Genomic DNA, 22,672 nt, shown 5'->3' on the forward strand with positions numbered 1-22,672 from the left:
CAGGCGTCAGGCGAGCCCGATCGCCTTGCGGCATGCGGCTGGCAGATGGACTTCTACCGCAAGCGGCAGATGGTCGGAGAACAGGTGCGACAGCGTGGTCGGGTGGCTCAAGCGCAGCGTCGAGGAGACCAGGATATGGTCGAGCCCACGGCGTGGCTGCCAGGCCGGGTAGCTGTTGATGGCCTTGCTGGGGCGGGAGTCGAGTGCCTCGCTGAACGCCTTGTGCTGACGAAGCTGGGCCAGCGTGCAATTGAGGTCGCCCATCACGATGACATGCTTGAGGGGCGCGATCAGCTCGCCGAGATACTGCAGCTGACGATGCTGGATACGGGCGCCGAGTGCCAGGTGGGTCACGAAGACATGCAGGGCGTGTTCGCCCTCGCCGAAGCGGGCGTGGATGGCCCCGCGTCCCGGTAGGGTACCGGGCAGGCTGTGCTCTTCGAGATGGCTGATCGGCAGGCGCGACAGCAGGCCGTTGCTGTGCTGAGCCAGGCGGCCCAGGTTGCGGTTGAGCTGCTGATAGCGATGCGGGAATTCGGCCGTCTCGGCCAGTGAGTCGACCTGATTGACGTTGCCGGAGCGGAAACTGCCACCGTCGACTTCCTGCAGCCCGACGATATCGTAGGGCGTGATGGCGGCGGCGATCAGCTCCAGACGCTTGCGACGCATCGGGTGTGGCAGCACATGCTGCCAACCGCGGGTGACATAGTGATGCCACGCCGCGGTATGGATACCGACCTGCATGTTGAAGGTCAGCAGACGCAGGGGAGGTGCCGTCTCGTCGAGTCCGGCACCTCCCGCGGCGCTGGCGGCCACTGGGTCAGCAGCCGCTGCCATCAAGCGGCGTCCTTGCTGCCGGCTTTCTCTTCACGCACCTGCTCGACCAGCTCGTCGGTGATCTTGAGCATGTTCTGCAGTGAGCCAGCCGTGCTCGGCGAGATGACATAGCGGCCATCCACGATCAGTGCCGGTACGCCCATGATCTTGTAGGCGCGCATCTGGGCGTGGGCCTGATTGACCTGGCTCTTCACGCCGAAGGAGGTCAGCGACTTCTTGGCGTCTTCTTCGCTGACGCCGTAGTCGCTGTAGAACTTGGCGATATCATCCGGGTCGGTCAGGCGCTGGTGGTCCTGATGGATGGCATCGAAGAAGGCCTTGTGGGTCTCGTCGAGGATGCCCAGGTCCTTGGCGGCATAGAAGGCATAGGCGTGCTTGACCCAGTCCTGCCCCATGGTGGCCGGCAGACGGTTGAAGGTCACGTCACTCGGCAGCTCGTCGACCCACGGCTCGAGGCTGGATTCCAGCTTGTAGCAGTGCGGGCAGCCATACCAGAACGCTTCGACCACTTCGACATTGCCCGCCGGCGCGTCGGTCTTCACCGGCTCGTCGAGTACCTGGTAGTCCTTGCCAGCTTCAGCGGCGAACACGCTTGCTGACAGGCCAAGGCCCGCCACCAGAGTCAGTAGGGGTTTCCACTTCATGGAACATCTCCATCGGATTGAGGCATGCCCGGGCATGATACCCGGCAACATTAGTGATGCATCGAGTATGCGTGTCAGCCACCACTGCTGTCGAGACTGCCGGGCGGGACACGGCGGATCACTGTCGGGCCAGCCTAGCGTGACAAGGTTGACCGTTGGATGAACGCCGTTCGATCACGCCCAGAACAAGGCGTCGCTCGAACACGCCCCGTGAACGGCGTGCTGGTGGCGGTCGTCATCAAGTCGGTCATACTCGACACCCGGCTGAACGGATGCCTCAGCGCAGGCCGTGGAGATATTCGGCCACCTGCTGCATGTCGCTGTCACTCATGCGCGCGGCGATGCTGCTCATGATGGCGTTCGGGTCGTTGTCGCGGCTGCCGTCACGGAAGGCCTTGAGGGCCGTCACGGTATAGGCGGGGAATTGCCCGGCCAGCGCCGGATAGCCTGCTGAGTCGATGCCTTCACCGCGCGGGCCATGACAGGCTGTGCAGGCCGCGATGCCGCGCTCGAGCGAGCCGGCCCGATACAGCGCCTCGCCTGCACGGGCCGCCTCTGGCTCGGCCTGACCGCGATTGGCGGGCTGCGCGGCGTAATGGGCCGCGATATCGGCGATGTCCTGATCGCTCAGGTTGTCGGCGATACCGGCCATCTGCGGCACCGAGCGGCGACCATCCCGGATGTCGGCCGTCTGCTTGCGCAGGTAGTGGGCCTGCTGGCCAGCAAGATGGGGGAAGGCCGGCGTCGGCGAGATGCCCTGGGCGCCATGACAGGCAGCACAGACGGCAGCCTTGGCCTTGCCTGCCGCGGCATCGCCGACCAGCGACTCGGCGGCGGCCCCCGTCGGCAAGGTGGCGGCCAACATAGTGGCAGCAAGTGCCAGCAGCAGGCGCAAGGGGCGCGCGGGGGTCTGCCTTGGTCTCATCAGCTCATCCATTTCACTGGTCCCTGTTTCACGAAGAGGCCCGTTCGGGGCTTGTATCATCCGGCGTGGATGGTGGCCTCTGTCATTTCCCCGGTGCCCGCGCCGTGCTGCGCGCGGTGAGAAGTGCACCCCACTCTCGCAGCCCGTGAGAGCAGGGTGGTACACTAGGCCTCATGATCGCCATGCTGACCTTGCAGGCAGTATAGCGAATCCCCTCAGGGCGCGTGAGCGTGCCTGTCGCCAGTCGTGTCATCGCAGTAATCCAGTGCATCTTCCCGCTGTCGTCGGCAAGTTGCAGCGCCGATGACAGGGCATGCGGCACTCTTTTCGTTACACCGGTCGTTTCTTCTGCTCTCTCGTGATGTCGCGCGGGCGAGACGTCCGCCTTCAACAGGTATTCAGAACTCCCATGGCCGAATCAGCTTCTTCGACCCCCAAGCTCCATTATCGTCAGGCGCGCTTCCTGATCAGTGCCGCGACTCTGGCCCAGTGCCCGACGGACGTGGGTGCCGAAGTGGCCTTCGCGGGTCGCTCCAATGCCGGCAAGTCCAGCGCCATCAATGCGCTGACTTCGCAGAAGGCGTTGGCCCGTACCTCCAAGACCCCCGGCCGCACCCAGCTGATCAACTATTTCACCATCGGTGAAACGGGCCGCCATCTGGTCGACCTGCCCGGCTATGGCTATGCCAAGGTGCCGGACAAGGTGAAGCGCGAGTGGCAGTCCCATCTGTCCAACTACCTGCGCAACCGCCAGTCGCTGCGGGGCCTGGTGCTGCTGATGGATGTGCGCCATCCGCTGTCCGAATTCGACCAGATGATGCTGGGCTGGGCCGATGAGGCCAAGATGCCGGTGCATATCCTGCTGACCAAGGCGGACAAGCTGAAGCGCGGGCCTGCTGCGGCAAGCCTGCAGAAGGTGCGTCACGCGCTCAAGGAGTGGGAAGACCTGGTCACGGTGCAGCTGTTCTCGTCGCTGAAGTACTCCGGTGTCGAGCAGGTGCATGCCAAGCTCGACGAGTGGCTGGCGGACCCGTCGGTGATGGATGGCGTGGAAGAGATGGCAGGCGATGAGGCACCGCAGGACCCCTTCGACGACTGACTGAAGGTGTAAGGCGATTTGGGGCGAATCCTCGAACTACGCCACCTTGCATGACGAAACGGCCACCCCTCGGGGTGGCCGTTTGCGTTACGACAGGCGCGTTGTCACTCACATCTGCATTGTTGCCCTTCCCCAAGGGCCAATCACATGAACAGGCTGCGCGGCGCGCTGCTGATGGGGTCAAGGCGGGTCAGGGAGCTCGTCTCCCTGGGCGCCGAGAGAATATGCGGCACCTTTGCCGCGGGCTCGACGACTTCCGGCATCGTCACGGCCTCGCTGGGGACGAGCAGGCTGCGCATGGCCTCCTGTGGTGAGGCCGCCGGCGCTTCCTGCACGCCGGATTGCGATGTCGCGAGGCTGGCACGCCCACTGTAGACCGCCACGATGACCAGCAACGCGGATGCCAGCACGATGGCGACGCCTTTCAGCAGGGCGCGGCTGGACTGACGCGAGGGCGTCATGATCGGCGCACGCTGCTCGCCTTCACCATGCAGGGGCGGCCTCTGGGGAGAGGAAGATGACACACGGTAGCGCGGGAGTGAGTGGGTGCTCATGCTGGCCTCTCCTTTTGAGGTCGAGGTGGCAGGCATCTCCCAGCGCAGACTCAGGAACCCCAGACAGGGTTCAATATCGACGACGCTGAGAAACTTGTACATGAAATATGGTTGAGGCGTCATTTTTGTACAAGTTTTAATTCACTCAGCCATTGGGCACATCAGGCGCGCCACACCTTGAGCCTCAGCCGTCGGTTGCTCAGTCATTCCGTCACTCAGCCATTCAGGCGTGCAATCAGCGCCGGCAGTTCGCGGACATGCGTGATGACATGTACGCCTGCCGGGACGGGGCCCGGCGCGCCCTGGCCCTTGACGTCGATCCAGGCGGCCTGCATGCCCAGGCGCGCGGCAGGCAAGGCATCTTCCTTCCATGAGTCACCGACATGCAGGGTGGTGGAGGGGCGGCTGCCCAGGCGTGCCATGGCGGCGAGGAAGGGGCGCGCATCCGGCTTGGGCGCCAGCCATTCGCCGGCGGCGATGCTGAACTCGAAATGATGATCCAGCGCGAGGCGAGCCAGGTCGACATTGCCATTGGTGATGGCACCAAGGCGGTAATCGCGGGCGAGGGAGTCGAGCAGCTCGCTGGCTTCCGGGAAGGGCGTCAATTCGTGGCGCAGCGCCAGGAAGCGCTCGATGGCGGCGCGCGACCAGTGGCCCGCCTGCTCATCATCATGCCCGGCATCGCGCAGCATGGCGTGCATGGCCTCGCGGCGCAGCCAGGTGAAGTCACCGCGGCGCAGCGGGTGCTCCAGCCCCAGCGCCATGCGACGACGCGTGTATTCCTCGAGGGGGAAATCGTTGGCATGCCCGATCTCGCCATCCAGCCAGGCGTAATGCTCGGCCTCGGCGCGCTCCATCACCGCGCGATTGGCCCACAGGGTGTCATCGAGATCGAAGGTCAAGGCCGTCAGGCGAGGCGCATTGGCAGGCGTCACAGGGTGTCATCCTTGAGTGGGGCATCAATAGGGGAGGTGGCGTCGGTGTCTGATGTTGCCGTCGCTGATCCGCGCTGGCGGCGGGCGCGAGGGTGCGCCTGATCATAGGCGCTGGCCAGTTGCTGCCAGTCGAGGCGCGTGTAGACCTGGGTGGTCGAGAGGTGAGCGTGCCCCAGCAGTTCCTGCACGGCGCGCAGGTCGCCGCTGGATTCGAGCAGATGACTGGCGAAGGAGTGGCGCAGGCGGTGCGGGTGCAGATGCTCGGGCAGGCCGCGTTCTTTCGCCTGCGTCACCAGCCTGAGCTGCACGCCACGCTGACCGAGGCGCCGCCCCTGCTGGCCGACGAACAGTGCCGGCTCGTCCTGGGCGGCGAGCTGGCCACGCACCACCAGCCAGGCATCCAGCGCCTGGCGGGCGCGTGAGCCGATCGGCAGCTGGCGGGGCTTGTCGCCCTTGCCGCGTACGCGCAGGCGGCGGGTTTCCAGCATGTCGAGGTCGAGGCTGACCAGCTCCGAGAGACGCAAGCCTGCGCCGTAGAGCAGTTCCAGCATCGCCTGATCGCGGATCGCCAGCGGCGTGCCGTCATGTGGGCAGTCGAGAAAGCGCGCCAGGCTGTCGATATCCACCGGGCGTGGCAGATGGTCCGGCAGGCGTGGTGTCTGCACCAGCCCCGCCGGGTTGTGTGGCAGCACATCCTGCTCGACCAGCCAGCCACAGAAACGGCTGATCGCCGCGCGCCGCCGCGCCAATGAGCGCGGCGCGAGGCCACGACTGCGCTCGGCACCCAGAAAACGCCTGAGCGTCGGCACGTCCAGCGCCTGCCAATCCTGCGGCAGGGGCGGCGCGTCCTTTGCACGAGCGGCGCTGCTGTCCGCTGCGGGACGCAGCATGAAGGCGGTCAACGCCTGCAGATCACGCGCGTAGGCGCTGACGGTCGCGTGGCTGCTGTCGAGGGCAAGCTCGGCCAGAAATTCCCGACAGGTCGCGGACAGCCCCTGCTCGGCGGCAACACGCTCGGCGCTGTTCGCTGCGGCGCTGTTCGCTGAGGCGTCGTCGGTGGATGTGTCGATGACCGAGGCGCCGTGGGCCGACTCGAGGCGACTCATCGGCTGGCCTGGTCGTCACGGCTCGAGGAGCGCAGTGGCGGCTGTCCCGGGCCATCGCGGCCCAGGCAGCGGGCCAGCACGTCGCCGAGGTATTCGGGAAACAGGGTGTCGAGACCGGCTCGGAACTGCTCGGCATCGGCACTCGCCACCACCAGATAGCCCAGGCACTCGCCACGGGTCAGGCGCACGATGACGGCGGAGCCGCGCGTGGCATCGGCCTGGCTGGCATCGACGAGGTCTGCGCAGTCGGCGCCGAGTGGCCACTGATGGTCGGGCAGCAGAGCTTCCCAGCGCGTGCGCGGCATGGCCAGGCAGCGACTGGCGCGACCCTCGAGCAGACGCTCGAACTGCTCGCCGCGCGCATCGTCGAGCGCCTGGCGCGGTGGCTGTGCCGAGGCACCGGCGTCGCGCTGCCACAGACAGACGGCCGCGATGTCGAACAGCTCGCTGAGACGCGTGGCCAGCGTTTCGGCCAGCGCATCATCGGACTCGGCATCGAGCAGATCCAGCACCAGCTGACGCAGACGCTGATAGCGACTCTCGTTGTCGCGCGCGGCGGTCAACAGCTCCTCGAGGCGCTCTTCTGCCTGATCGGTCCGCCCGCGCAGGTCATGTACCAGCCGCTCCAGCAACGAGATGCTGCCGCCGCGCGCTTCCGGGTGTGGCACCCGCATGCGTTGCAGCAACCCTTCACGCCCCTCGAAGAAATCGGGATGCGTGGCCAGCCATTCGGCGACCCGATCCGGGTCCAGCGTGCGCGGGCGACGTGACACGGGTGACTCGGCCATGTGGGACTCCTTGCGGACGGTTGGCAGCGGGACGCCGTCGGCCATGTTTCCGGCAGCGTCCCTCGGCTGGGGCTGGCGCTCTACAGGATGATGCGGCCTTCGAAGACGGTCTCGGCGGGGCCGGTCATGAATACCGGCTGGCCGTCGCCAGCCCATTCGATGCTCAGGGTGCCGCCGGGCAGCGTGACATTGACCGGGCTTGCCAGCAGGCCACGGCGAATGCCGGACGCGACCGCCGCACAGGCGCCGGTGCCACAGGCCAGCGTCTCGCCGACACCGCGCTCGAAGACACGCAGGCGCGCTTCATGTGGCGAGACGACCTCGAGGAAGCCGGCATTGACGCGCTTGGCGAAGCGCGGATGCGCCTCGATCAGCGGGCCCAGCGTCAGCACCGGGGCCTGTTCGACACTGTCGACCAGCAGCACCGCGTGGGGGTTGCCCATCGAGACGACGCCGATTTCCAGCGTCTCGCCGTCGACATCCAGGGTGTGCACCGGCAGGTCGGCCTCGGCCTCGAAGGACAGCGCGGCGGGGGCGAAGCGCGGCGCGCCCATGTCGACGCGCACACGGCCATCCTCGGCGACGACCAGGGTCAGCGGGCCGCCGGCCGTCTCGACGCGAATCTCGCGCTTGGTGGTCAGGCGCTGTTCACGCACGAAGCGCGCGAAGCAGCGCGCCCCGTTGCCGCAGTTCTCGACTTCACTGCCATCGGCATTGTAGATGCGATAGCGGAAGTCCATGTCCGGGTCGCGGGGCGGCTCGACCACCAGCAGCTGGTCGAAGCCGATGCCGAAGTTGCGGTCCGCCAGACGGCGGATATCGGCATCGCGCAGGCGGCTGCGCTGCGAGATCAGGTCAATGACCATGAAGTCATTGCCCAATCCGTGCATCTTGGTGAAGTTCACCAGCATCAGGCATCACCTTCCGGCAGCAGTTGCTCACCGGTCCACAGTTCTTCGAGGCGCTCGCGACGACGCACCAGGTGCATCTCGGGGCCATCGACCATCACCTCGGCAGGACGGCAGCGGCTGTTGTAGCTCGAGGCCATCACGAAGCCGTAGGCACCGGAAGAGCGCACGGCGAGCAGGTCGCCCGGCGCGATGGCCAGTTCGCGGTCCTTGCCGAGGAAGTCACCGGTCTCGCAGACCGGGCCGACCACATCGTAGCTGGCGGACTTGCGCGTCTCGCGCGTGTCGACGGTGACGATGTTCTGCCACGCCTGGTACAGCGACGGACGGATCAGGTCATTCATGCCGGCATCGATGATGGCGAAGTTCTTCTCTTCACCGGGCTTGAGGTATTCGACGCGGGTCAGCAGCACGCCGGCGTTGGCGGCGATGGAGCGGCCCGGTTCGAACAGCAGCGTCATCTCGCTGCCGTGCTCATAGCGGGCCAGACGCTCCAGCAGGGCGCTGGCGTAGGCGAAGGGCTCCGGCGGAGTCTCGTTCTGGTAGGGCACGCCGAGGCCGCCGCCGAGATCGAGGTGCTCGATGACGATGCCGCGTTCCCGCAGGCGATCCAGCAGCACCAGCAGGCGTTCGAGGGAATCGAGGAAGGGCGCCAGCTCGGTCAGCTGGGAGCCGATATGGCAGTCGGCACCGACCACCTGCACGTGCTCCATGGCGTTGGCGATCTCGTAGACCTCCAGCGCCTGTTCGACCGGAATGCCGAACTTGTTGGCCTTGAGGCCAGTTGAGATGTACGGGTGAGTGCCGGCATCGACGTCGGGATTGATGCGCAGTGACACCGGTGCGACGCGTCCGAGACGGCCCGCGACGGCGTTGAGGCGCTCAAGCTCCGGCAGCGACTCGACGTTGAAGCACTTGATACCCAGCTCCAGTGCACGCTCCATCTCGCCTGCCTGCTTGGCGACGCCGGAGAACACCACCTTGGCGGGGTCGCCGCCGGCCTTGATGACGCGCTCCAGCTCACCGGCGGAGACGATGTCGAAGCCGGCGCCCAGACGTGCCAGCACATTGAGCACCGCCAGGTTGGAATTGGCCTTCACGGCATAGCAGATGAGATGCGGGTGGTCGCCCAGCGCATCCTGATAGGCCTTGAAGTGGCGCTCGAGCGTGGCACGGCTGTAGACGTAGCACGGCGTGCCGAACTGCTCGGCCAGCGTGGCGAGCGAGACGTCTTCGGCGTGCAGCACGCCATCCTGATAAACGAAGTGATCCATGATCCGGCCTGCAAGATGTCGCGCCGGCGGGCATCACCCGCCGGAGATGAATAAGGGGGCTCAGGCGTCGCTGCCGGAAGTCTCGGCAGCGGCGGTGCTCTCTGTCTCGGAGGCGTCAGGTGCCGGCGCGGGAGCTTCGGCGCGCTGACCACCGGCATCGGCGTCCGCCGGCAGATAGAGCGGGCCTTTCTGGCCGCAGCCGGCCAGCAGGCCAGCACCCAGCAGCAGCGCCGCGAGGGTGCGAAGGGTATGACGGGCGGACTGGCTCATCAGATGACGCATCGGGCGGCCTCCTGGCAGCAAGCGATAGAGCGATGCGGGCCCGGTTGCCATGGGTGGCGACCAGGCCCGAAAGAGGATGATCAGGCGCGCGAGGCCAGGGCGTCACGCGCACGCTGCACGGCAGCGCGGACCTGGTTCGGCGCGGTGCCACCGATGTGGTTGCGCGCCGCGACGGAGCCTTCCAGCGTCAGCACGTCGAAGACGTCCTGCTCGATGGTGTCGGAGAACTGCTGGAGCTCTGCCAGGGTCATCTCGGACAGGTCGCGCTGCTGCTCGATGCCGAAGGCGACGGACTTGCCGACGATCTCGTGGGCATCACGGAAGGCGACGCCCTTGCGCACCAGGTAGTCCGCCAGGTCGGTCGCGGTGGCGAAGCCCTTGCTGGCCGAGGCGTACATGTTGTCGGACTTGGCGCGGATCGCCGGAATCATGTCGGCGAAGGCACGCAGGCTGCCGCGCACGGTATCGATGGTATCGAACAGCGGCTCCTTGTCTTCCTGATTGTCCTTGTTGTACGCCAGCGGCTGGGACTTCATCAGGGTCAGCAGGCTCATCAGGTGGCCATAGACACGGCCGGTCTTGCCGCGCACCAGCTCCGGCACGTCCGGGTTCTTCTTCTGCGGCATGATGGAGGAGCCGGTGCAGAAGCGGTCCGGCAGGTCGATGAAGTCGAACTGGGCGCTGGTCCACAGCACCAGCTCTTCGCTCATGCGTGACAGGTGCATCATCAGCAGGCTGGCGAAGCTGGTGAATTCGATGGCGAAGTCACGGTCGCTGACCGAATCGAGGCTGTTCTCGGTCGGACGGTCGAAGCCGAGCAGCTCGCTGGTGACGTGACGGTCGATGGGGAAGGTGGTGCCGGCCAGCGCCGCGGCGCCCAGCGGCAGCACGTTCATGCGCACGCGGCAGTCACGCAGGCGGTCCTGGTCGCGGGCGACCATTTCCTGCCAGGCCAGCAGGTGGTGGCCGAAGGTGACCGGCTGGGCGCTCTGCAGGTGAGTGAAGCCCGGCATGATGGTGTCGGCTTCCTGCTCGGCCAGCCCCAGCATGCCTTCGCGCAGACGCGTCAGTTCGGCGTCGATGGCGTCGATCTCGTCACGCAGATAGAGGCGGATGTCGGTGGCGACCTGGTCGTTGCGTGAACGGCCGGTATGCAGCTTCTTGCCGGTGATGCCGATCTTGGCGGTCAGGCGTGCCTCGATGTTCATGTGCACGTCTTCCAGTGCCACGGACCACTCGAATTCGCCCCGCGCGATCTCTTCACTGATTTCCTTCAGTCCCGCGATGATGACGTCGCGTTCTTCTTCGCTCAGCACGCCGACACCGGCCAGCATGGTGGCGTGGGCGATGGAGCCCTGGATGTCGTGCTGCGCCATGCGCTGATCAAAATCGACGGAGGCGGTGAAACGTGCCACGAAGGCATCGGTCGGCTCGCTGAAGCGGCCGCCCCAGGACTGATTGGTAGATTCGCTCATCGGGATCTCGAATTGTGGTGACGTGTCCAGAGTTCGGCGTCCGGTGCACGGTCGCGCAGCCGGTATCGTTGACCTTGGAGTGTACCAGACTCCTGCGCGTGGGCGAGGGGCCGCGGCCAGTCCGGCGGATCGCAGGAAAGCGTGCCACGGATTTTCCCCCTGAGGTGACTGGCTTTATGATAAGTGTCATCAGAGGGCAGCGCTGTTCGTCAGTCAGGTTTGCTCAACAACTTCGAATCAGATGGCGTGCGTTGCGCGCCAGCAAGGAGAATGCCGTGCCCCGCCGTGAGATTCTGCGTATCGCGACCCGCAAGAGCCTGCTCGCCCTGTGGCAGGCCGAACACGTCAAGGCGCGACTCGAGGCCCTGCATCCTGGCTTGAGCGTCGAGCTGGTGCCGATGTCGACGCGTGGTGACAAGATTCTCGATACCCCGCTGGCCAAGATCGGCGGCAAGGGGCTGTTCGTGAAGGAGCTGGAAGAGGCGATGCTCGACGGTCGCGCCGATATCGCCGTGCACTCCATGAAGGATGTGCCGATGCACTTCCCGGAGTCGCTGGGACTGGCGGTGATTCTCGAGCGTCACGCCCCGACCGATGCCTTCGTGTCCAACACCTGTGCCAACTTCGATGCCCTGCCGCAGGGCGCGCGCCTGGGCACCTCCAGCCTGCGCCGTGGTCTGCAGGCCAAGGCGGCACGCCCGGACCTGGAGGTGCTGAGTCTGCGCGGCAATGTCCAGACGCGTCTCGGCAAGCTGGATGCCGGCGAGTTCGACGCCATCATCCTGGCCACCTCCGGCCTGCAGCGCCTCGAGCTGGATGCGCGCATCACCGCCGAGATGGACGCCGAGACCTGCCTGCCAGCCTGTGGCCAGGGCGCGCTCGGCATCGAGTGCAACCTGCAGGACGAGGAGATTCTTGCGCTGCTCGAGCCGCTGGCCCACGAAGACTCCAGTCGGTGCGTGCTGGCCGAGCGCGCCATGAACACGCACCTGGAAGGTGGCTGTCAGGTGCCGATCGGCGGCTATGCCGTGCTCGAGGAAGGCGGCAGCCAGCTGTGGCTGCGTGCGCTGGTCGGCAACCCCGACGGGACGGTCATCCTGCGCGCCGAAGCGCGTGGTCCGTCCGATGCGCCGGAAGCGCTGGGCGTCGCCGTCGCCGAAGACCTGCTCTCCCAGGGTGCCGGCGAGATTCTGGCGGCGGTCTACGGCGACGCTCGTGGCTGAGGTGTCAGCGATGGCAAAGGCGTCGCGTCTTGAGGTGTTGACGACGCGGCCGGGCTCGCGCGGAGCGGTTCTCGATGCGATGCTGAGTGAGGCCGGCTGCGAGGTGGAATGCCTCAAGCTGATGGCGCTCGAGGCCTTGCCGCTGGAACCCGCCGCGCGCCAGGCGATCATCGATGTCGATCTGTATCGCGGCGTGATCGTGATCTCGCCCCAGGCCGCCGGCTATCTGGCCGATTGTCTGGAGGAGTGGTGGCCACAGCTACCCGAAGGCGTCAGCTTCTATGCCGTCGGCGCGGCCACGGCCGAAGTGCTGCATTCGCGGCTGGGCGTGCCGGTGCGTGTTCCGCCGCGCGCCACGCGCGGTGAGCATGCCGAGCGCGATGCGCCAGTCGGCACCACCAGCGAAGCCTTGCTGTCGCTGCCGTCGCTCAGGGCGCTTGCGGGTCAGCGCTGGTTGCTGGTGGCCGGTGAAGGCGGGCGTCCGCTGCTGGAAGAGACGCTGGTGGCACGGGGTGCTCAGGTCACGCGTCTGGCACTTTATCGACGCCTTCCGTTGGCTTTGTCGCCGCAACAGGCTGGCCGTCTGGCGGCGGGCGCGTATGATGCAATGGTGGTGACCAGCAATGAACTGCTCGAGACGGTGATGGCATCGGTGACGCCGCAGGCCTTGCACCAACCGCTAATCGTGTCGAGCCACCGTTTGGCTACACTGGCACACGCTCATGGTTTCGAGCGCGTGACGGTCGCCGAGGACGCTTCACCCGGGGCCCTGACGCAGGCAGTACTTCGCGCCTGCGCCCCCATCAGCAAGACTCGCCATGCAGTGACCGGCGCCACTGCGCCTGGTCCGCGTGAGGCCATCGATTCCCAAGAATCCGGAAAAGGGCAAGCGTAGATGAGCAACCGAGAACACGATCAGGAAGATAACGGCTCTGCCGGCATGACGCCCGGCAAGTCGGGCGACAAGGATGCTGCCGCTCGCGCATCAGATGCTTCTTCCGCTTCCGGCGTTTCCGCCGATGACACTGCCTCTGGCCGCCCTGGCGCCGAGGCCTCCCGTTCGTCCTCTTCCTCGTCATCCGACACGGCTGATGCCCCGCGCGAGCGCCGCTCGCGAGGTGGGCGCAATCGTCGTGGGCGTGGCAAGGGGCAGGGCAGCTCCTCCTCTTCAACCTCATCCTCCACTGCCAGTGAGTCCACGCCCGTGAGCCAGACTTCAGACGACAACGCATCGACGCCTTCCGGCGCAAAATCGCCGCTTCCGGAGCGTAGCGAACCCGCCAAGGAGGCGTCTGCCGCCAAGCCGAGTGCTGGCAAGGCCTCTTCCAGCAAGGCGACTCCCGGCAAGCCCTCCACGCCGGCTGGCAAGACGGCCAGCGCGGGTGGTGCAGGCCTGGGTGGCACGACGGCACCCGGCACGCCGCCGCCCGGCGAGCCGCAGGGCAAGAAGAGCAAGGCCGGCAGCATCGCGCTGATTCTCGTCATCTTGCTGGCCATCGTGGTCGCGGTGCTGGCGTGGTTCGGCTGGCAGCGTCTGAATGCGCTGCCGGATGCGCAGGGCCTCGACAAGCAGGTCAGCGAGAGCGTGACCCAGCAGGTCGGCCAGGTCTCCAGCAAGGTCGAGGGTCTGTCGAGCACGCTGGAGAAGAACGAATCCCGCGTCAGCGAACTCGACAAGCGTCTGTCCAGCGAGAGCCAGGACACCGAGCAGGCCCTCAACAAGGTGCTCGAGGAGCTCAGCAAGTCCCAGCAGACCGACGCGCGTGACTGGCACTACGCGGAAGCCGAGTACCTGCTGCGCCTCGCCAACCAGCGTCTGCAGCTGGAGCGTGACGTGAACGGTGCCGATGCGCTGCTCGAGAACGCGGATGCGCGTATCGCGGCGGCCAACAACCCGGCGCTGCTGCCGGTGCGCAAGGCCATCCAGTCCGAACTGGCCAGCCTGGACAGCGTGCCGCGCGTCGACCGCAGCGGTATCTATCTGGCGCTGCTCGCCGAGCAGGAACAGCTGGCGCGTCTGCCGCTCAAGCAGGACGTGGCCGAGATCGCCGCCAAGGTCGAGAACGACGCAGCGCCGACAGGCGGTTGGCAGCAGCAGCTGGCCCGCTTCGGCAACGAGCTGAAGGACCTGGTCACCGTGCGTCGTCATGACGAGGCTCTGGAAGCCCTGATCACGCCGGAGCAGGAATCCTACCTGCGTCAGAACGTGCGTCTGGTGCTGGAGCAGGCGCAGCTGGCGCTGCTCAAGGAAGAGCCGAAGCTCTACCAGGCCGCCATCGACAAGGCCATCACGCTGGTCAATGGCTACTACGACACCAAGACCGATGGCGTGCAGAATGCCGTCGCCAAGCTGGAAGAGCTCAAGAGCAAGACCATCCGTCCGGAGCTGCCTGACATCTCCGCCTCTCTGAGCAAGCTGCGTGAGCTGATCGAGCGTCGCGCCCAGCAAGGGGGTGGCAACGCATGAGAGTCCTGATACTGCTGATCATCATCGGGCTGGCCATCGGTGCCCTGTTCGGGCAACTGATGCAGGCCTTCCCGGGCTACTGGTTGATTCGCGTCGGCGATACCTCGGTCCAGACCTCCTTCTGGTTCGGCTTGATCCTGCTGTTCGCGGGCTTCGTGGTGCTGCACTTCGGTCTGCGCCTGCTGTCGCGCTTCGCGCATCCGTTCTCCCGCCTCAAGGTGTGGAACAGCCGTACCCGTCACCGCAATGCCACGCGCAAGACCGTACGGGGTCTGGTGGCGCTGGCCGAAGGCCGCTGGAAGCGGGCCGAGAAGTCGCTGACCCACTCGGCGGAAGATTCCAGCACGCCGCTGGTCAACTACCTGTCCGCCGCCCTGGCCGCGCACTATCAGGGACGTTTTGAGCAGGCGGACACGCTGCTCAAGCGGGCGCACGAGTCCACCCAGGGCTCCGAGAGTGCCGTGGGTCTGGTGCAGGCGCAGCTGATGCTGGACCGCCAGCAGCACGAACAGGCGCTGGCGACCCTGACGCGTCTCGACAAGCAGCTGGGCGAGCACCCGCAGGTGCTCAAGCTGCTCAAGCAGGCCTATCTGGCGGTCAATGACTGGGATGGTCTGCGTCGTCTGATGCCGCGTCTCGACAAGCAGGACCTCATCTCCCCCGAGGAGAAGAAGGAGCTGGAACAGCGGGCCTATGTGGCGCTGATCCAGCAGGCCGCGCGCAATCCGGAAGACATCGAGCGCGTGCGCAACCTGTGGGCCGACATGCCGGACCACCTGCGCACCGACGTGAATCTGGTCGCGCTCTACGCCGAGGCGCTGATCGCCGGTGGCCAGGAAGGTCTGGCCGAGCGTCTGCTGCGTCACTCCCTCAAGGAGTGCTGGGATTCGCGTCTGGTACTGCGTTACGGCCTGCTGGACGTGGATGCACCGCGTCAGCTGGTGTATGCCGAGAAGTGGCTGCAGGAGCGTCCGAATGATCCGGACCTGCTGCTGTCGCTGGGCCGTCTGGCACTGCGCAACGCCAGCTGGGGCAAGGCTCAGGAGTACTTCGAGGCTAGCCAGCGCCAGCGTCCGAGCGGTACGGTGTGTGCTGAACTCGCGCGTCTGTTCGCCAACCTGGGCGAGCACAACAAGAGTCAGCTCTACTACCGTCAGAGCGTCGAGCTGCTGGATCGCTCACTGCCGGCCCTGCCGCAGCCGAGCAAGGACAACGCCTGAGGGGCGGCCGCCGAGTGTTAGTCAACCGTCGAGCGCCAGCCGTCTAGTGCCAGCCGTCTAGTGCCAACCAGGGCATGCCAGGCGTCATGAGGGCTGGCGGACAAGACACTCGGCGGCTTGCACGATGTTTCCTTGTTTGATGAAAGGTATTGCCCAATTGCACCGGTCGCGCTGTCGGCCGGTGATGCAGGTTTCTCTCCGGGGTATCCACGTTCACACGCTGTGTGACGGGATGCCCTTCTTTTTGCCCGCATGACGGGCGCTGTGGGCATTCTCGCCCAGACTTTCGCCCTGTCAGCACGCCGCCGTGAGATGTCGGCGGGTGCATGCTGGCGTGGGCATGGCCGGTGCCGGATTTCTCGTTGCTGATCCGGCAACGATGCGTCCGGGACTGCACGGCCAGAGCGTGAGCGTGTGGCGCTGGCTGGAAGCGATTCCTCCGTGCGATGATTCTGCGTGTCGGATGCGCCCATGCACGTGGCGCATCTACGGGCCGAGTCCGGTCCGTTTCCCCAAGCGATGATGGAGTCTGCATGTTGCATAAGTCCCTGGCCCTGATGGGCGCCTCTGTACTGGCCGTGTCACTGGCCGGTTGTGCCGCTACCGGTAACAGCTCTTCCAGCAACGCCGCCAGCTCCTCCAGCTCGTCCAGCTCCATGATGAGCCTCGCCAGCAGCATGCTGAGCAGCCAGACAGGCCAGACCCTGCCGGCAGCCGACCTGATGTCCAGCCTGACTTCCCAGCTGGGTGTGTCCTCCACTCAGGCGCTGGGTGGCTCTGCTGCCATGCTGGCACTGGCCCAGTCCCAGCTTGGCACCAGCGCGACCTCCGAGCTGTCCACTGACGTGCCGCAGCTGTCCAGCCTGACCAGCAGCAGCTCGCTGTCCACGCTCTCCAGCCTGGCGAGCCTGAGCGGCAACGACAATGCCACGGCATTGGCCAGCACCGTCGGCAATGTCGATGACAGCGCATCTCTGGACAGCGCCTTCTCCGCGCTGGGCATGGACAGCAGCATGGTCTCCCAGTTCGCGCCGGTGCTGCTCAGCTACATGGGTGGCGAAGGCGTCAGCTCGACGCTGCTGAGCTCGCTGTCCAGCATGTGGGGCACCGGCTCCTGAGCCAGCCTCGTGCATGAGGTGTGAGGCAGTGTTTTATGCCCGCACATGAAAACGCCCCCAAGCCACTGGCTCGGGGGCGTTTTCGTTTCAGGACGGCTGCCTGCGCAGGCAGCCGTGTCGGGATGCCGTGTCGGGATAGTGCAGGCGCTTGATCAGTCGCCGTCGGCATCCGGTTGGGTGGTCTGACGGATGCGCTGTTCCTCGGCATCCACGACTTCCCCGTCTTCGGTGGCATGACGCGTCAGCGGATTCTCCTCGCGACGCTTGGCGACCTTGGCGGCTGCCTCGCGCTGCTCGGGGGTCTTCGGCTGACCGGCGGCGGAGCCATCGATCACGAACGGTGCCTGCATGGTGCGCACGTTGGCCGGCGGCGCACCACCGTCCTTGTCCTGACCGAAGTACATGGTCATGTGCGGGAACGGGATCTCGATGCCAGCGGCGTCGAAGTGCTGCTTCACGAGCTTGTTGTACTCGCGGCCGATGGCCCACTGGTTGCCCGGGCTGGTCTTGATCATCACGCGGATGTTGACCGAGCTGTCGGCCAGGGCCGAGACGCCGGCGATGGTGACCGGTTCGAGAATCTCCGGACCATAGCTGCCTGCCTCGAGCTCATCGAAGGCCGCACGCAGGTGCACGATGGCGTGGTCGACATTCTCGCGATAGGAGATGCCGTATTCGCCGACATGGTAGGCGAAGTCACGCATGTAGTTGGAGACGGTATCCACCGACGAGAACGGCACGATATGGAAGGTGCCGGACAGGTCGCGGATGCCCACCGAGCGGATGGTCAGGCGTTCCGCGGTACCGGTCACGCCACCGGCAGAGACCACATCGCCGGTGTTGATGGCGTTCTCCAGCTGGATGAACACCCCGGTGATGATGTCCTGCACCATCTTCTGGGCGCCGAAGCCGATCGCCAGACCCAGTACCCCGGCACCGGCCAGCAGCGGCGCGATGTCGATGCCGATCTCGGACAGCACGATCATCGCGGTGAAGACGATCATCGCGATGGCGATGGCATTGCGGAACAGCGCCAGCAGGGTTTCTACCCGCGAGGACGGCTTGCCCTTGCCGGTGTCCGGATTGAGCTTGTGCTCGATCAGGCTGGCGATACCGACCCAGACCGCGATGGCGAAGGCGAGAATGAACAGCACATGGAAGATGCGCGACAGCAGCAGGGCACCGGCATCGGTTGCCAGCCACTCGCCGAGCGCCACGATGTGCCAGGCATTCAGCACCATGCCGACCACCACGATCAGGATGATGGCGCGCATGATGCGCAGCGCGGTGGGGATGTAGGAGTTGAGGCGCTTCTCGAGCAGCGGCAGCTGGCCGCGCAGCTTGTCGGAGATCTGGATGCGCTTGCCGATCAGCTGCGTCACCACGCGCGACAGCAGAGCACCGCCGCCGATGGCGAGCAGCGTCTTGAGCGTCGCCCCCATCATGAACGGCAGCGCCTCTTCAGGCGTCGTCTGCGAGATGATGAACAGGGTGGCGAAGTAGGCCAGCGCGATCAGATGCCAGGTGCGCGCCAGAATGCGCAGACACACGGCGATGATCGCGTTGTTCGCCTCGCGGGCTTGAGTGAGCAGGCGGTCACGCAGAATGATGCGATTGCGCGAGATCACCACGATGGCCCAGACGAGGGTGATGGCCATGATCAGCAGGTTGACGAAGCTGCCGACGGCCGGCGCCAGGTTGTTGTTGATCATCGGCACCACGACCAGGATGCCGTAGCCGATGAAGCCGGCCAGCATGGCCAGGGAGCGGTTCCAGTAACGCGCCACGTCATCCGGCATCGGCAGCAGACGCAGCCCCTTGTAGCCTGAGGAGAACAGCATGCGCATCAAGGCCTTGAACAGCTCGATGACCAGATAGGCGTTCAGGAACATCGACTCGCGCTGACCGATCACGCCCTGTTCGCCATAGGCGAAGATGGCGAGCAGATAGCCGCCGAGGAAGGCGAGGCCGATGACCGCGATGTCCACCACCGCCGCGACCAGTACCGCCAGCAGGGTGCGCAGCAGCGGGCTGCGGTGCTGGCCATCCAGTGACCACTGGCTGACACGTGAGAACAGCGGCTTGGCGAGTCTGCGCAGCACGAGGAACAGCGCGATGGTCGAGATGACGACCAGCCCGAGGCTCACGGCCTCGCTGGTGAAGCGACTCCAGTCGATCTCGTCGGCGTCCTCGTTGGCCAGGCCATCGAGGGTGCCCAGCATGCGGTCCAGCGTGGCGGAGAGATCCGCGACCAGGTCCTGGCTGATGGCCGCCAGCTGGCGCGACAGTGACGGCGAGTCCTCGCTCAGGGTGACGTCTTCTCCCGCCACCTCGACGGCTTGTTCACTCGCCTTGCTGTCCAGCTGTCGCAGGCCTTCGATCAGGGCCTCGCGCTGACTGGGGTCTTCCAGCAGCGTGGCCAGGCTCTCGTAGGAGGATGTCGCGCCATCGCCGCTGCCGTCCTCGGCCGGGGCGGCATGGGACAGGCTGCTGAACCCGAGGCTCAACACCATCAACAGCATCATCAGGGCGGACATCAGCCAGGCAGGTCGCCATGAGTCCGGTTGGCACGAGGCAGCAAGGGCGGGAGGGGAATGCGGGGGTGTCGGAATCGCCACAGATGGCTTCTCCATGTCGGTGAGTGTGTGAGGCGTCGGGGTAGAGAGTGAGAGCAGGCTCCGCAGGTGCATCAGAGGCTCGCAAGCGTCCCATCAATAACGCGAGGATCTGTCAGGTAGATGTTGAAGGGGCGTCACGCGCGTCCTGCGCGCACGCCGAGCGAGAGTCCATCCTTCAGTTATCGGGGCACTTGGGGCTATCCCAACCCCTGCGGGGACTCCGCCAGAGACATTCTTGCGCACAGCCTGCGGCAGGCGCCGCCAACCTTCAAGGTCTTCAGGCGCTGCTCGGGGGAGAGACGTGACCTGCTGCCACGCAGGATGTTGCAATGTCGCGTTGCATGAACTGGTGTGGTGAGTCACAGGATGAGCCGGTATTGTTGCGATTGATTATTATTCGTTGCTCGAGTGTGATAGTCATGCGCACAGGGGTCACCTTGCGGTATCGTCCTGCGCAGGATCACGCCTGCCTTCGCTTGAGTGCGAGATCATTTCCTTCATTTCGGAGTACTGCATGACCGTCTCGTCGACTGCTTTTACTGCTCGTGGCATGACCCGGCCTGCATGGTTCAAACAGGGCCTGATGGCGACCTTGGCGGTAGCGCTGATGGGGGCTTCCCTGTCTGCCGAGGCACGCAGTGTCGAGACGGCCTACGGTGAGCTGGACATCGAGGGCACGCCGCAGCGTGTCGTCACCCTGTACGAAGGCGCGCTGGATGTGGCCGTCGCCAGTCAGGTGACGCCGCTGGGCACCGTGACCACGCGTGGCGGTGATGGCGTGGCGAGCTATATCCAGTCGCAGGTGCCGGACATCAAGATCATCGGCACGCCGCGTGAGTTCAATCTCGAGGCGATCGTCGCGCTCAAGCCGGACCTGATCCTGGCGCCGCCGGGCCTCGACAAGACCCAGTACCAGCTGATGTCGCGTCTGGCGCCGACCGTCGTGCCGAGCGCTTCGGCGCTGAGCCAGCAGGGCTGGAAGGAGCAGAGTCGTGTCTATGCCGAGGCGCTGGGCGAGACGGCCGAAGCGGAACTCGAGACACGTCTGGCTGCCATCGACGCGCACGCCGCGCGTCTGAAGGCCGAGATGACCACCCCGGAAACCGCCAGCCTGGTGCGTCGCATGCCGGGTGGTCTGATGGCGATGTCCGACCAGCTGTTCGCGACCGGCCTGATGGCGGCCAGCGGCTATGAGCTGGTCGGCGGTGATCTGGTCAAGCCGGGTCGCCCGCATTCCGATCCGCTCAGCGACGAGAACATGGCACGCATCGATGCGCAGACCATCTTCCTCGCCACCATGGACGATTCCTCTGATGCCGCGGTCGACGCCCTGGCGGCAGAGCCGGCCTTCCAGCGTCTCGAGACAGCGGACCGCGACAGCCTGGTCGGCGTGAATGGCCAGCTGTGGACCAGCGCCAGCGGCCCGTTGGCCGCGGAAGCATTGCTGAAGGATATCGACCGGGCGCGCGATGATGGCTAGTCGCAGTCATGTCGGTGCACGACGTTTGACCCCTGCGCAGGCAGGGGACCTCCCGCAACCGCGACGCGGGAGGTGGTATGCAGGCTGAAGAGACCTCTCCACAGGTCCGCAGGCCACGCGCACATGCCGCCCGGATGACCCACAAGGTCTCCGGGCGTCTTGCGTTGCGTCAGGTGATGCCGCTGGCCTGCCTGAGCGCCCTGCTGACCTGTCTGGCCAGCCTGCTGTGGGGGGCTGGCGATGTCGGCCCCTGGCAGGCGCTGCAGGTGCTGGCCGGACAGGGCAGTGATCAGGCGCGCTTCGTGGTGCTCGAGCTACGCGCGCCGCGTACCCTGATCGGCATGGTGGTCGGCATGATGCTCGCCTGTGGCGGCGCCCTGATGCAGGTGGTGGCACGCAACCCGCTGGCGGAGCCGGGCTTGCTGGGCGTGAGTGCCGGGGCCTCCTTTGCCGTGGCCGTGGCATTGTTGCTGGGGATGGAAGCGACCGGCATGCACGTGATGGTGGCGCAGAGCGGTGCGCTGCTGGGCTGCCTGTTCGTGATGAGCACCGTGCGGATGAGCGGCGCACGTCAGGACCCGGTGCGTCTGGTGCTGGCCGGCGCGGCGCTGTCGAGCCTGCTGGTGGCGCTGACGTCTCTGGCCTTGCTGATCGATCAACGTGCGGCCGACGAGATCCGCTTCTGGGTGATCGGCAGTCTGGCCGGGCGCTCGCTGGAGGCGCTTTACAGCAGCCTGCCCAGTATCCTGCTCGCGGTGCTGCTGACGCTGTGGCTGGCGCGGCCGCTCTCCGCGATGGTGCTGGGTGAGCAGGTCGCCAGTGGCCTGGGCCACCATCCCAAGCGCGTGCGCAAGGTCGCGATCCTGGTGGTGGCGCTGCTGGTCGGTGCCGCGACGGCACTGGCCGGGCCGGTGGCCTTCGTCGGCCTCGCCGTGCCCTATGTGGCGCGTGCGCTGTGCGGCGCCGATGTGCGGCGCACGCTGTGGCTGTGCCTGCCGCTGGGCGTGACCATGCTGCTGAGCGCCGATGTGGTGTCGCGGCTGGTCGTGCCGCCCTCGGAGCTGCCGCTGGGGGTGCTGACGACCCTGATGGGCGCGCCCGTGCTGATTGCCGTGGTGCGTGCCCGCCGTCTGCCCACCCTGTAGCTCTGGCGCTTGCGGCGTGAACGATGATGGAGGCCAGGCTGGCGCGCATGCCGGCGCCATCGCCTCATTGCTTGAATCGACCGGCCCTGTCAGGCGTTGTCCTGACAGGGCCTTGTTTGGAATCGATGATGTCTAGACCTTCACCGCTTGATCCCCTCCGCTCGGCCCCCACAGGCACGCTCTGGTGGCGACATGGCAAGCTGTCCCTGCTGCTGTTGCGTGCGCCATTGCTGGCGGCCGGCATACTGCTGCTGGCGCTGCTGATGGCCAGTGTCGCCTCGCTGATGCTGGGCAGCGCCGGCCTTGGGCCGTGGGATGCCTTCAAGGCGGCCTTCGGGCACGGCGAGTTCGCTACCGTCTTCGTGGTGCAGGAGCTGCGTCTGCCGCGCCTGCTGGCCGGCATCGCCACGGGCGCTGCCTTCTCGCTGGCGGGCTGTCTGATGCAGACCCTGGCCGGCAACCGTCTGGCGACGCCGGGTATCATCGGCATCGACAATGGCGCGACCGCCTTCGCGGTGGCCTCCGTGGTCGGGATGGGCATCTCGCTGGCGCCGCCGGTGATGGCGCTGAGCGG

General features: G+C 66.1%; 20 protein-coding genes and 1 pseudogene. 9 read left to right on the forward strand and 12 right to left on the reverse strand.

The window, feature by feature from the left end:
* Nucleotides 1–6: 6 nt before the first annotated feature.
* The 3 genes from AC4FAH_RS02255 to AC4FAH_RS02265 form a co-directional block, all read right to left on the reverse strand.
* Nucleotides 7–837 carry an endonuclease/exonuclease/phosphatase family protein gene (locus AC4FAH_RS02255; RefSeq protein WP_192839072.1) on the reverse strand — a complete coding sequence of 277 codons (831 nt, stop codon included), beginning with the start codon at nucleotides 835–837 and terminating at the stop codon, nucleotides 7–9.
* Nucleotides 837–1,481 (reverse strand): thiol:disulfide interchange protein DsbA/DsbL, encoded by a 645-nt coding sequence (locus AC4FAH_RS02260; RefSeq protein ID WP_043333328.1) that lies wholly within the window; start codon nucleotides 1,479–1,481, stop codon nucleotides 837–839. The genes AC4FAH_RS02255 and AC4FAH_RS02260 overlap by 1 nt, the downstream gene beginning before the upstream one ends.
* A 277-nt stretch (nucleotides 1,482–1,758) precedes the next feature.
* Nucleotides 1,759–2,406: a c-type cytochrome gene (locus AC4FAH_RS02265; RefSeq protein WP_490245601.1), complete on the reverse strand. Its 648-nt coding sequence runs from the start codon at nucleotides 2,404–2,406 to the stop codon at nucleotides 1,759–1,761.
* Between the two features lie 409 nt (nucleotides 2,407–2,815).
* Here AC4FAH_RS02265 and yihA point away from each other — a divergent pair, with 409 nt between their 5' ends.
* Nucleotides 2,816–3,505 (forward strand): ribosome biogenesis GTP-binding protein YihA/YsxC, encoded by a 690-nt coding sequence (yihA, locus tag AC4FAH_RS02270; protein WP_052384516.1) that lies wholly within the window; start codon nucleotides 2,816–2,818, stop codon nucleotides 3,503–3,505.
* Nucleotides 3,506–3,648: 143 nt separating this feature from the next.
* Here yihA and AC4FAH_RS02275 read toward each other — a convergent pair whose 3' ends face one another.
* The 8 genes and pseudogenes from AC4FAH_RS02275 to argH form a co-directional block, all read right to left on the reverse strand.
* Complete coding sequence (locus AC4FAH_RS02275; protein ID WP_043333330.1) at nucleotides 3,649–4,059, reverse strand: hypothetical protein; 411 nt, start codon at nucleotides 4,057–4,059, stop codon at nucleotides 3,649–3,651.
* Nucleotides 4,060–4,274: 215 nt separating this feature from the next.
* On the reverse strand, nucleotides 4,275–4,994 hold the full coding sequence (locus AC4FAH_RS02280; RefSeq protein ID WP_043333331.1) for an HAD family hydrolase: 720 nt from the start codon (nucleotides 4,992–4,994) through the stop codon (nucleotides 4,275–4,277).
* Nucleotides 4,991–6,100 carry a tyrosine recombinase XerC gene (locus tag AC4FAH_RS02285; RefSeq protein ID WP_288990170.1) on the reverse strand — a complete coding sequence of 370 codons (1,110 nt, stop codon included), beginning with the start codon at nucleotides 6,098–6,100 and terminating at the stop codon, nucleotides 4,991–4,993. The genes AC4FAH_RS02280 and AC4FAH_RS02285 overlap by 4 nt, the downstream gene beginning before the upstream one ends.
* The gene (locus AC4FAH_RS02290; protein WP_490245602.1) at nucleotides 6,097–6,888 is read right to left on the reverse strand and encodes a DUF484 family protein; all 792 of its coding nucleotides are present in this window, start codon (nucleotides 6,886–6,888) and stop codon (nucleotides 6,097–6,099) included. The genes AC4FAH_RS02285 and AC4FAH_RS02290 overlap by 4 nt, the downstream gene beginning before the upstream one ends.
* Before the next feature lie 80 nt (nucleotides 6,889–6,968).
* Nucleotides 6,969–7,799, reverse strand: coding sequence for a diaminopimelate epimerase (dapF, locus tag AC4FAH_RS02295; protein ID WP_288990168.1), 831 nt, complete (start codon nucleotides 7,797–7,799; stop codon nucleotides 6,969–6,971).
* On the reverse strand, nucleotides 7,799–9,070 hold the full coding sequence (gene lysA / locus AC4FAH_RS02300) for a diaminopimelate decarboxylase (protein WP_043333334.1): 1,272 nt from the start codon (nucleotides 9,068–9,070) through the stop codon (nucleotides 7,799–7,801). Before lysA ends, dapF begins: the two co-directional genes overlap by 1 nt.
* Nucleotides 9,071–9,205: 135 nt before the next feature.
* A pseudogene (gene lptM / locus AC4FAH_RS02305) lies at nucleotides 9,206–9,340 on the reverse strand (LPS translocon maturation chaperone LptM); the annotation flags it as partial.
* 92 nt (nucleotides 9,341–9,432) lie between these two features.
* A complete protein-coding gene (argH, locus tag AC4FAH_RS02310) occupies nucleotides 9,433–10,827 on the reverse strand; it encodes an argininosuccinate lyase (protein ID WP_043333338.1) in 1,395 nt (464 codons plus the stop codon).
* Between the two features lie 275 nt (nucleotides 10,828–11,102).
* On the opposite strand from argH, the gene hemC reads away from it, so the two are divergent.
* The 5 genes from hemC to AC4FAH_RS02335 all read left to right on the forward strand — a co-directional run bounded on the left by hemC (nucleotide 11,103) and on the right by AC4FAH_RS02335 (nucleotide 16,855).
* Nucleotides 11,103–12,050 carry a hydroxymethylbilane synthase gene (gene hemC / locus AC4FAH_RS02315; protein WP_043333340.1) on the forward strand — a complete coding sequence of 316 codons (948 nt, stop codon included), beginning with the start codon at nucleotides 11,103–11,105 and terminating at the stop codon, nucleotides 12,048–12,050.
* Between the two features lie 10 nt (nucleotides 12,051–12,060).
* A complete protein-coding gene (locus AC4FAH_RS02320) occupies nucleotides 12,061–12,945 on the forward strand; it encodes a uroporphyrinogen-III synthase (protein ID WP_064503270.1) in 885 nt (294 codons plus the stop codon).
* A gap of 309 nt (nucleotides 12,946–13,254) precedes the next feature.
* Nucleotides 13,255–14,517 carry a uroporphyrinogen-III C-methyltransferase gene (locus tag AC4FAH_RS02325; protein ID WP_490245603.1) on the forward strand — a complete coding sequence of 421 codons (1,263 nt, stop codon included), beginning with the start codon at nucleotides 13,255–13,257 and terminating at the stop codon, nucleotides 14,515–14,517.
* A complete protein-coding gene (locus AC4FAH_RS02330) occupies nucleotides 14,514–15,737 on the forward strand; it encodes a heme biosynthesis HemY N-terminal domain-containing protein (RefSeq protein WP_043333341.1) in 1,224 nt (407 codons plus the stop codon). The genes AC4FAH_RS02325 and AC4FAH_RS02330 overlap by 4 nt, the downstream gene beginning before the upstream one ends.
* A gap of 533 nt (nucleotides 15,738–16,270) precedes the next feature.
* A complete protein-coding gene (locus AC4FAH_RS02335; RefSeq protein ID WP_052384518.1) occupies nucleotides 16,271–16,855 on the forward strand; it encodes a DUF2780 domain-containing protein in 585 nt (194 codons plus the stop codon).
* A gap of 152 nt (nucleotides 16,856–17,007) precedes the next feature.
* Here the strand turns inward: AC4FAH_RS02335 and AC4FAH_RS02340 are convergent, their stop codons facing one another.
* A complete protein-coding gene (locus AC4FAH_RS02340; protein ID WP_064503271.1) occupies nucleotides 17,008–19,392 on the reverse strand; it encodes a mechanosensitive ion channel domain-containing protein in 2,385 nt (794 codons plus the stop codon).
* A 664-nt stretch (nucleotides 19,393–20,056) separates the two neighbouring features.
* On the opposite strand from AC4FAH_RS02340, the gene AC4FAH_RS02345 reads away from it, so the two are divergent.
* From AC4FAH_RS02345 to AC4FAH_RS02355, 3 genes are all read left to right on the forward strand, one after another.
* Complete coding sequence (locus AC4FAH_RS02345) at nucleotides 20,057–20,953, forward strand: ABC transporter substrate-binding protein (RefSeq protein ID WP_209443791.1); 897 nt, start codon at nucleotides 20,057–20,059, stop codon at nucleotides 20,951–20,953.
* 134 nt (nucleotides 20,954–21,087) lie between these two features.
* Nucleotides 21,088–22,098 (forward strand): FecCD family ABC transporter permease, encoded by a 1,011-nt coding sequence (locus AC4FAH_RS02350; RefSeq protein ID WP_131432857.1) that lies wholly within the window; start codon nucleotides 21,088–21,090, stop codon nucleotides 22,096–22,098.
* Between the two features lie 128 nt (nucleotides 22,099–22,226).
* A partial coding sequence (locus tag AC4FAH_RS02355) for an iron chelate uptake ABC transporter family permease subunit (RefSeq protein ID WP_490245604.1) occupies nucleotides 22,227–22,672 on the forward strand: 446 nt, incomplete at its 3' end.

This window comes from Cobetia sp. (assembly GCF_983723665.1).

Bases quoted from the DNA above. Each gene is read 5' to 3' on its own strand.
- AC4FAH_RS02350 (WP_131432857.1), top strand. From the start codon at position 21,088: ATGACCCACAAGGTCTCCGGGCGTCTTGCGTTGCGTCAGGTGATGCCG.
- AC4FAH_RS02285 (WP_288990170.1), bottom strand. From the start codon at position 6,100: ATGAGTCGCCTCGAGTCGGCCCACGGCGCCTCGGTCATCGACACATCC.
- AC4FAH_RS02290 (WP_490245602.1), bottom strand. From the start codon at position 6,888: ATGGCCGAGTCACCCGTGTCACGTCGCCCGCGCACGCTGGACCCGGAT.
- AC4FAH_RS02345 (WP_209443791.1), top strand. From the start codon at position 20,057: ATGGCGACCTTGGCGGTAGCGCTGATGGGGGCTTCCCTGTCTGCCGAG.
- yihA (WP_052384516.1), top strand. From the start codon at position 2,816: ATGGCCGAATCAGCTTCTTCGACCCCCAAGCTCCATTATCGTCAGGCG.
- AC4FAH_RS02275 (WP_043333330.1), bottom strand. From the start codon at position 4,059: ATGAGCACCCACTCACTCCCGCGCTACCGTGTGTCATCTTCCTCTCCC.
- dapF (WP_288990168.1), bottom strand. From the start codon at position 7,799: ATGCTGGTGAACTTCACCAAGATGCACGGATTGGGCAATGACTTCATG.
- AC4FAH_RS02260 (WP_043333328.1), bottom strand. From the start codon at position 1,481: ATGAAGTGGAAACCCCTACTGACTCTGGTGGCGGGCCTTGGCCTGTCA.
- AC4FAH_RS02335 (WP_052384518.1), top strand. From the start codon at position 16,271: ATGTTGCATAAGTCCCTGGCCCTGATGGGCGCCTCTGTACTGGCCGTG.
- argH (WP_043333338.1), bottom strand. From the start codon at position 10,827: ATGAGCGAATCTACCAATCAGTCCTGGGGCGGCCGCTTCAGCGAGCCG.
- lysA (WP_043333334.1), bottom strand. From the start codon at position 9,070: ATGGATCACTTCGTTTATCAGGATGGCGTGCTGCACGCCGAAGACGTC.
- AC4FAH_RS02320 (WP_064503270.1), top strand. From the start codon at position 12,061: ATGGCAAAGGCGTCGCGTCTTGAGGTGTTGACGACGCGGCCGGGCTCG.
- AC4FAH_RS02340 (WP_064503271.1), bottom strand. From the start codon at position 19,392: ATGTCCGCCCTGATGATGCTGTTGATGGTGTTGAGCCTCGGGTTCAGC.
- AC4FAH_RS02265 (WP_490245601.1), bottom strand. From the start codon at position 2,406: ATGAGACCAAGGCAGACCCCCGCGCGCCCCTTGCGCCTGCTGCTGGCA.
- AC4FAH_RS02330 (WP_043333341.1), top strand. From the start codon at position 14,514: ATGAGAGTCCTGATACTGCTGATCATCATCGGGCTGGCCATCGGTGCC.
- AC4FAH_RS02255 (WP_192839072.1), bottom strand. From the start codon at position 837: ATGGCAGCGGCTGCTGACCCAGTGGCCGCCAGCGCCGCGGGAGGTGCC.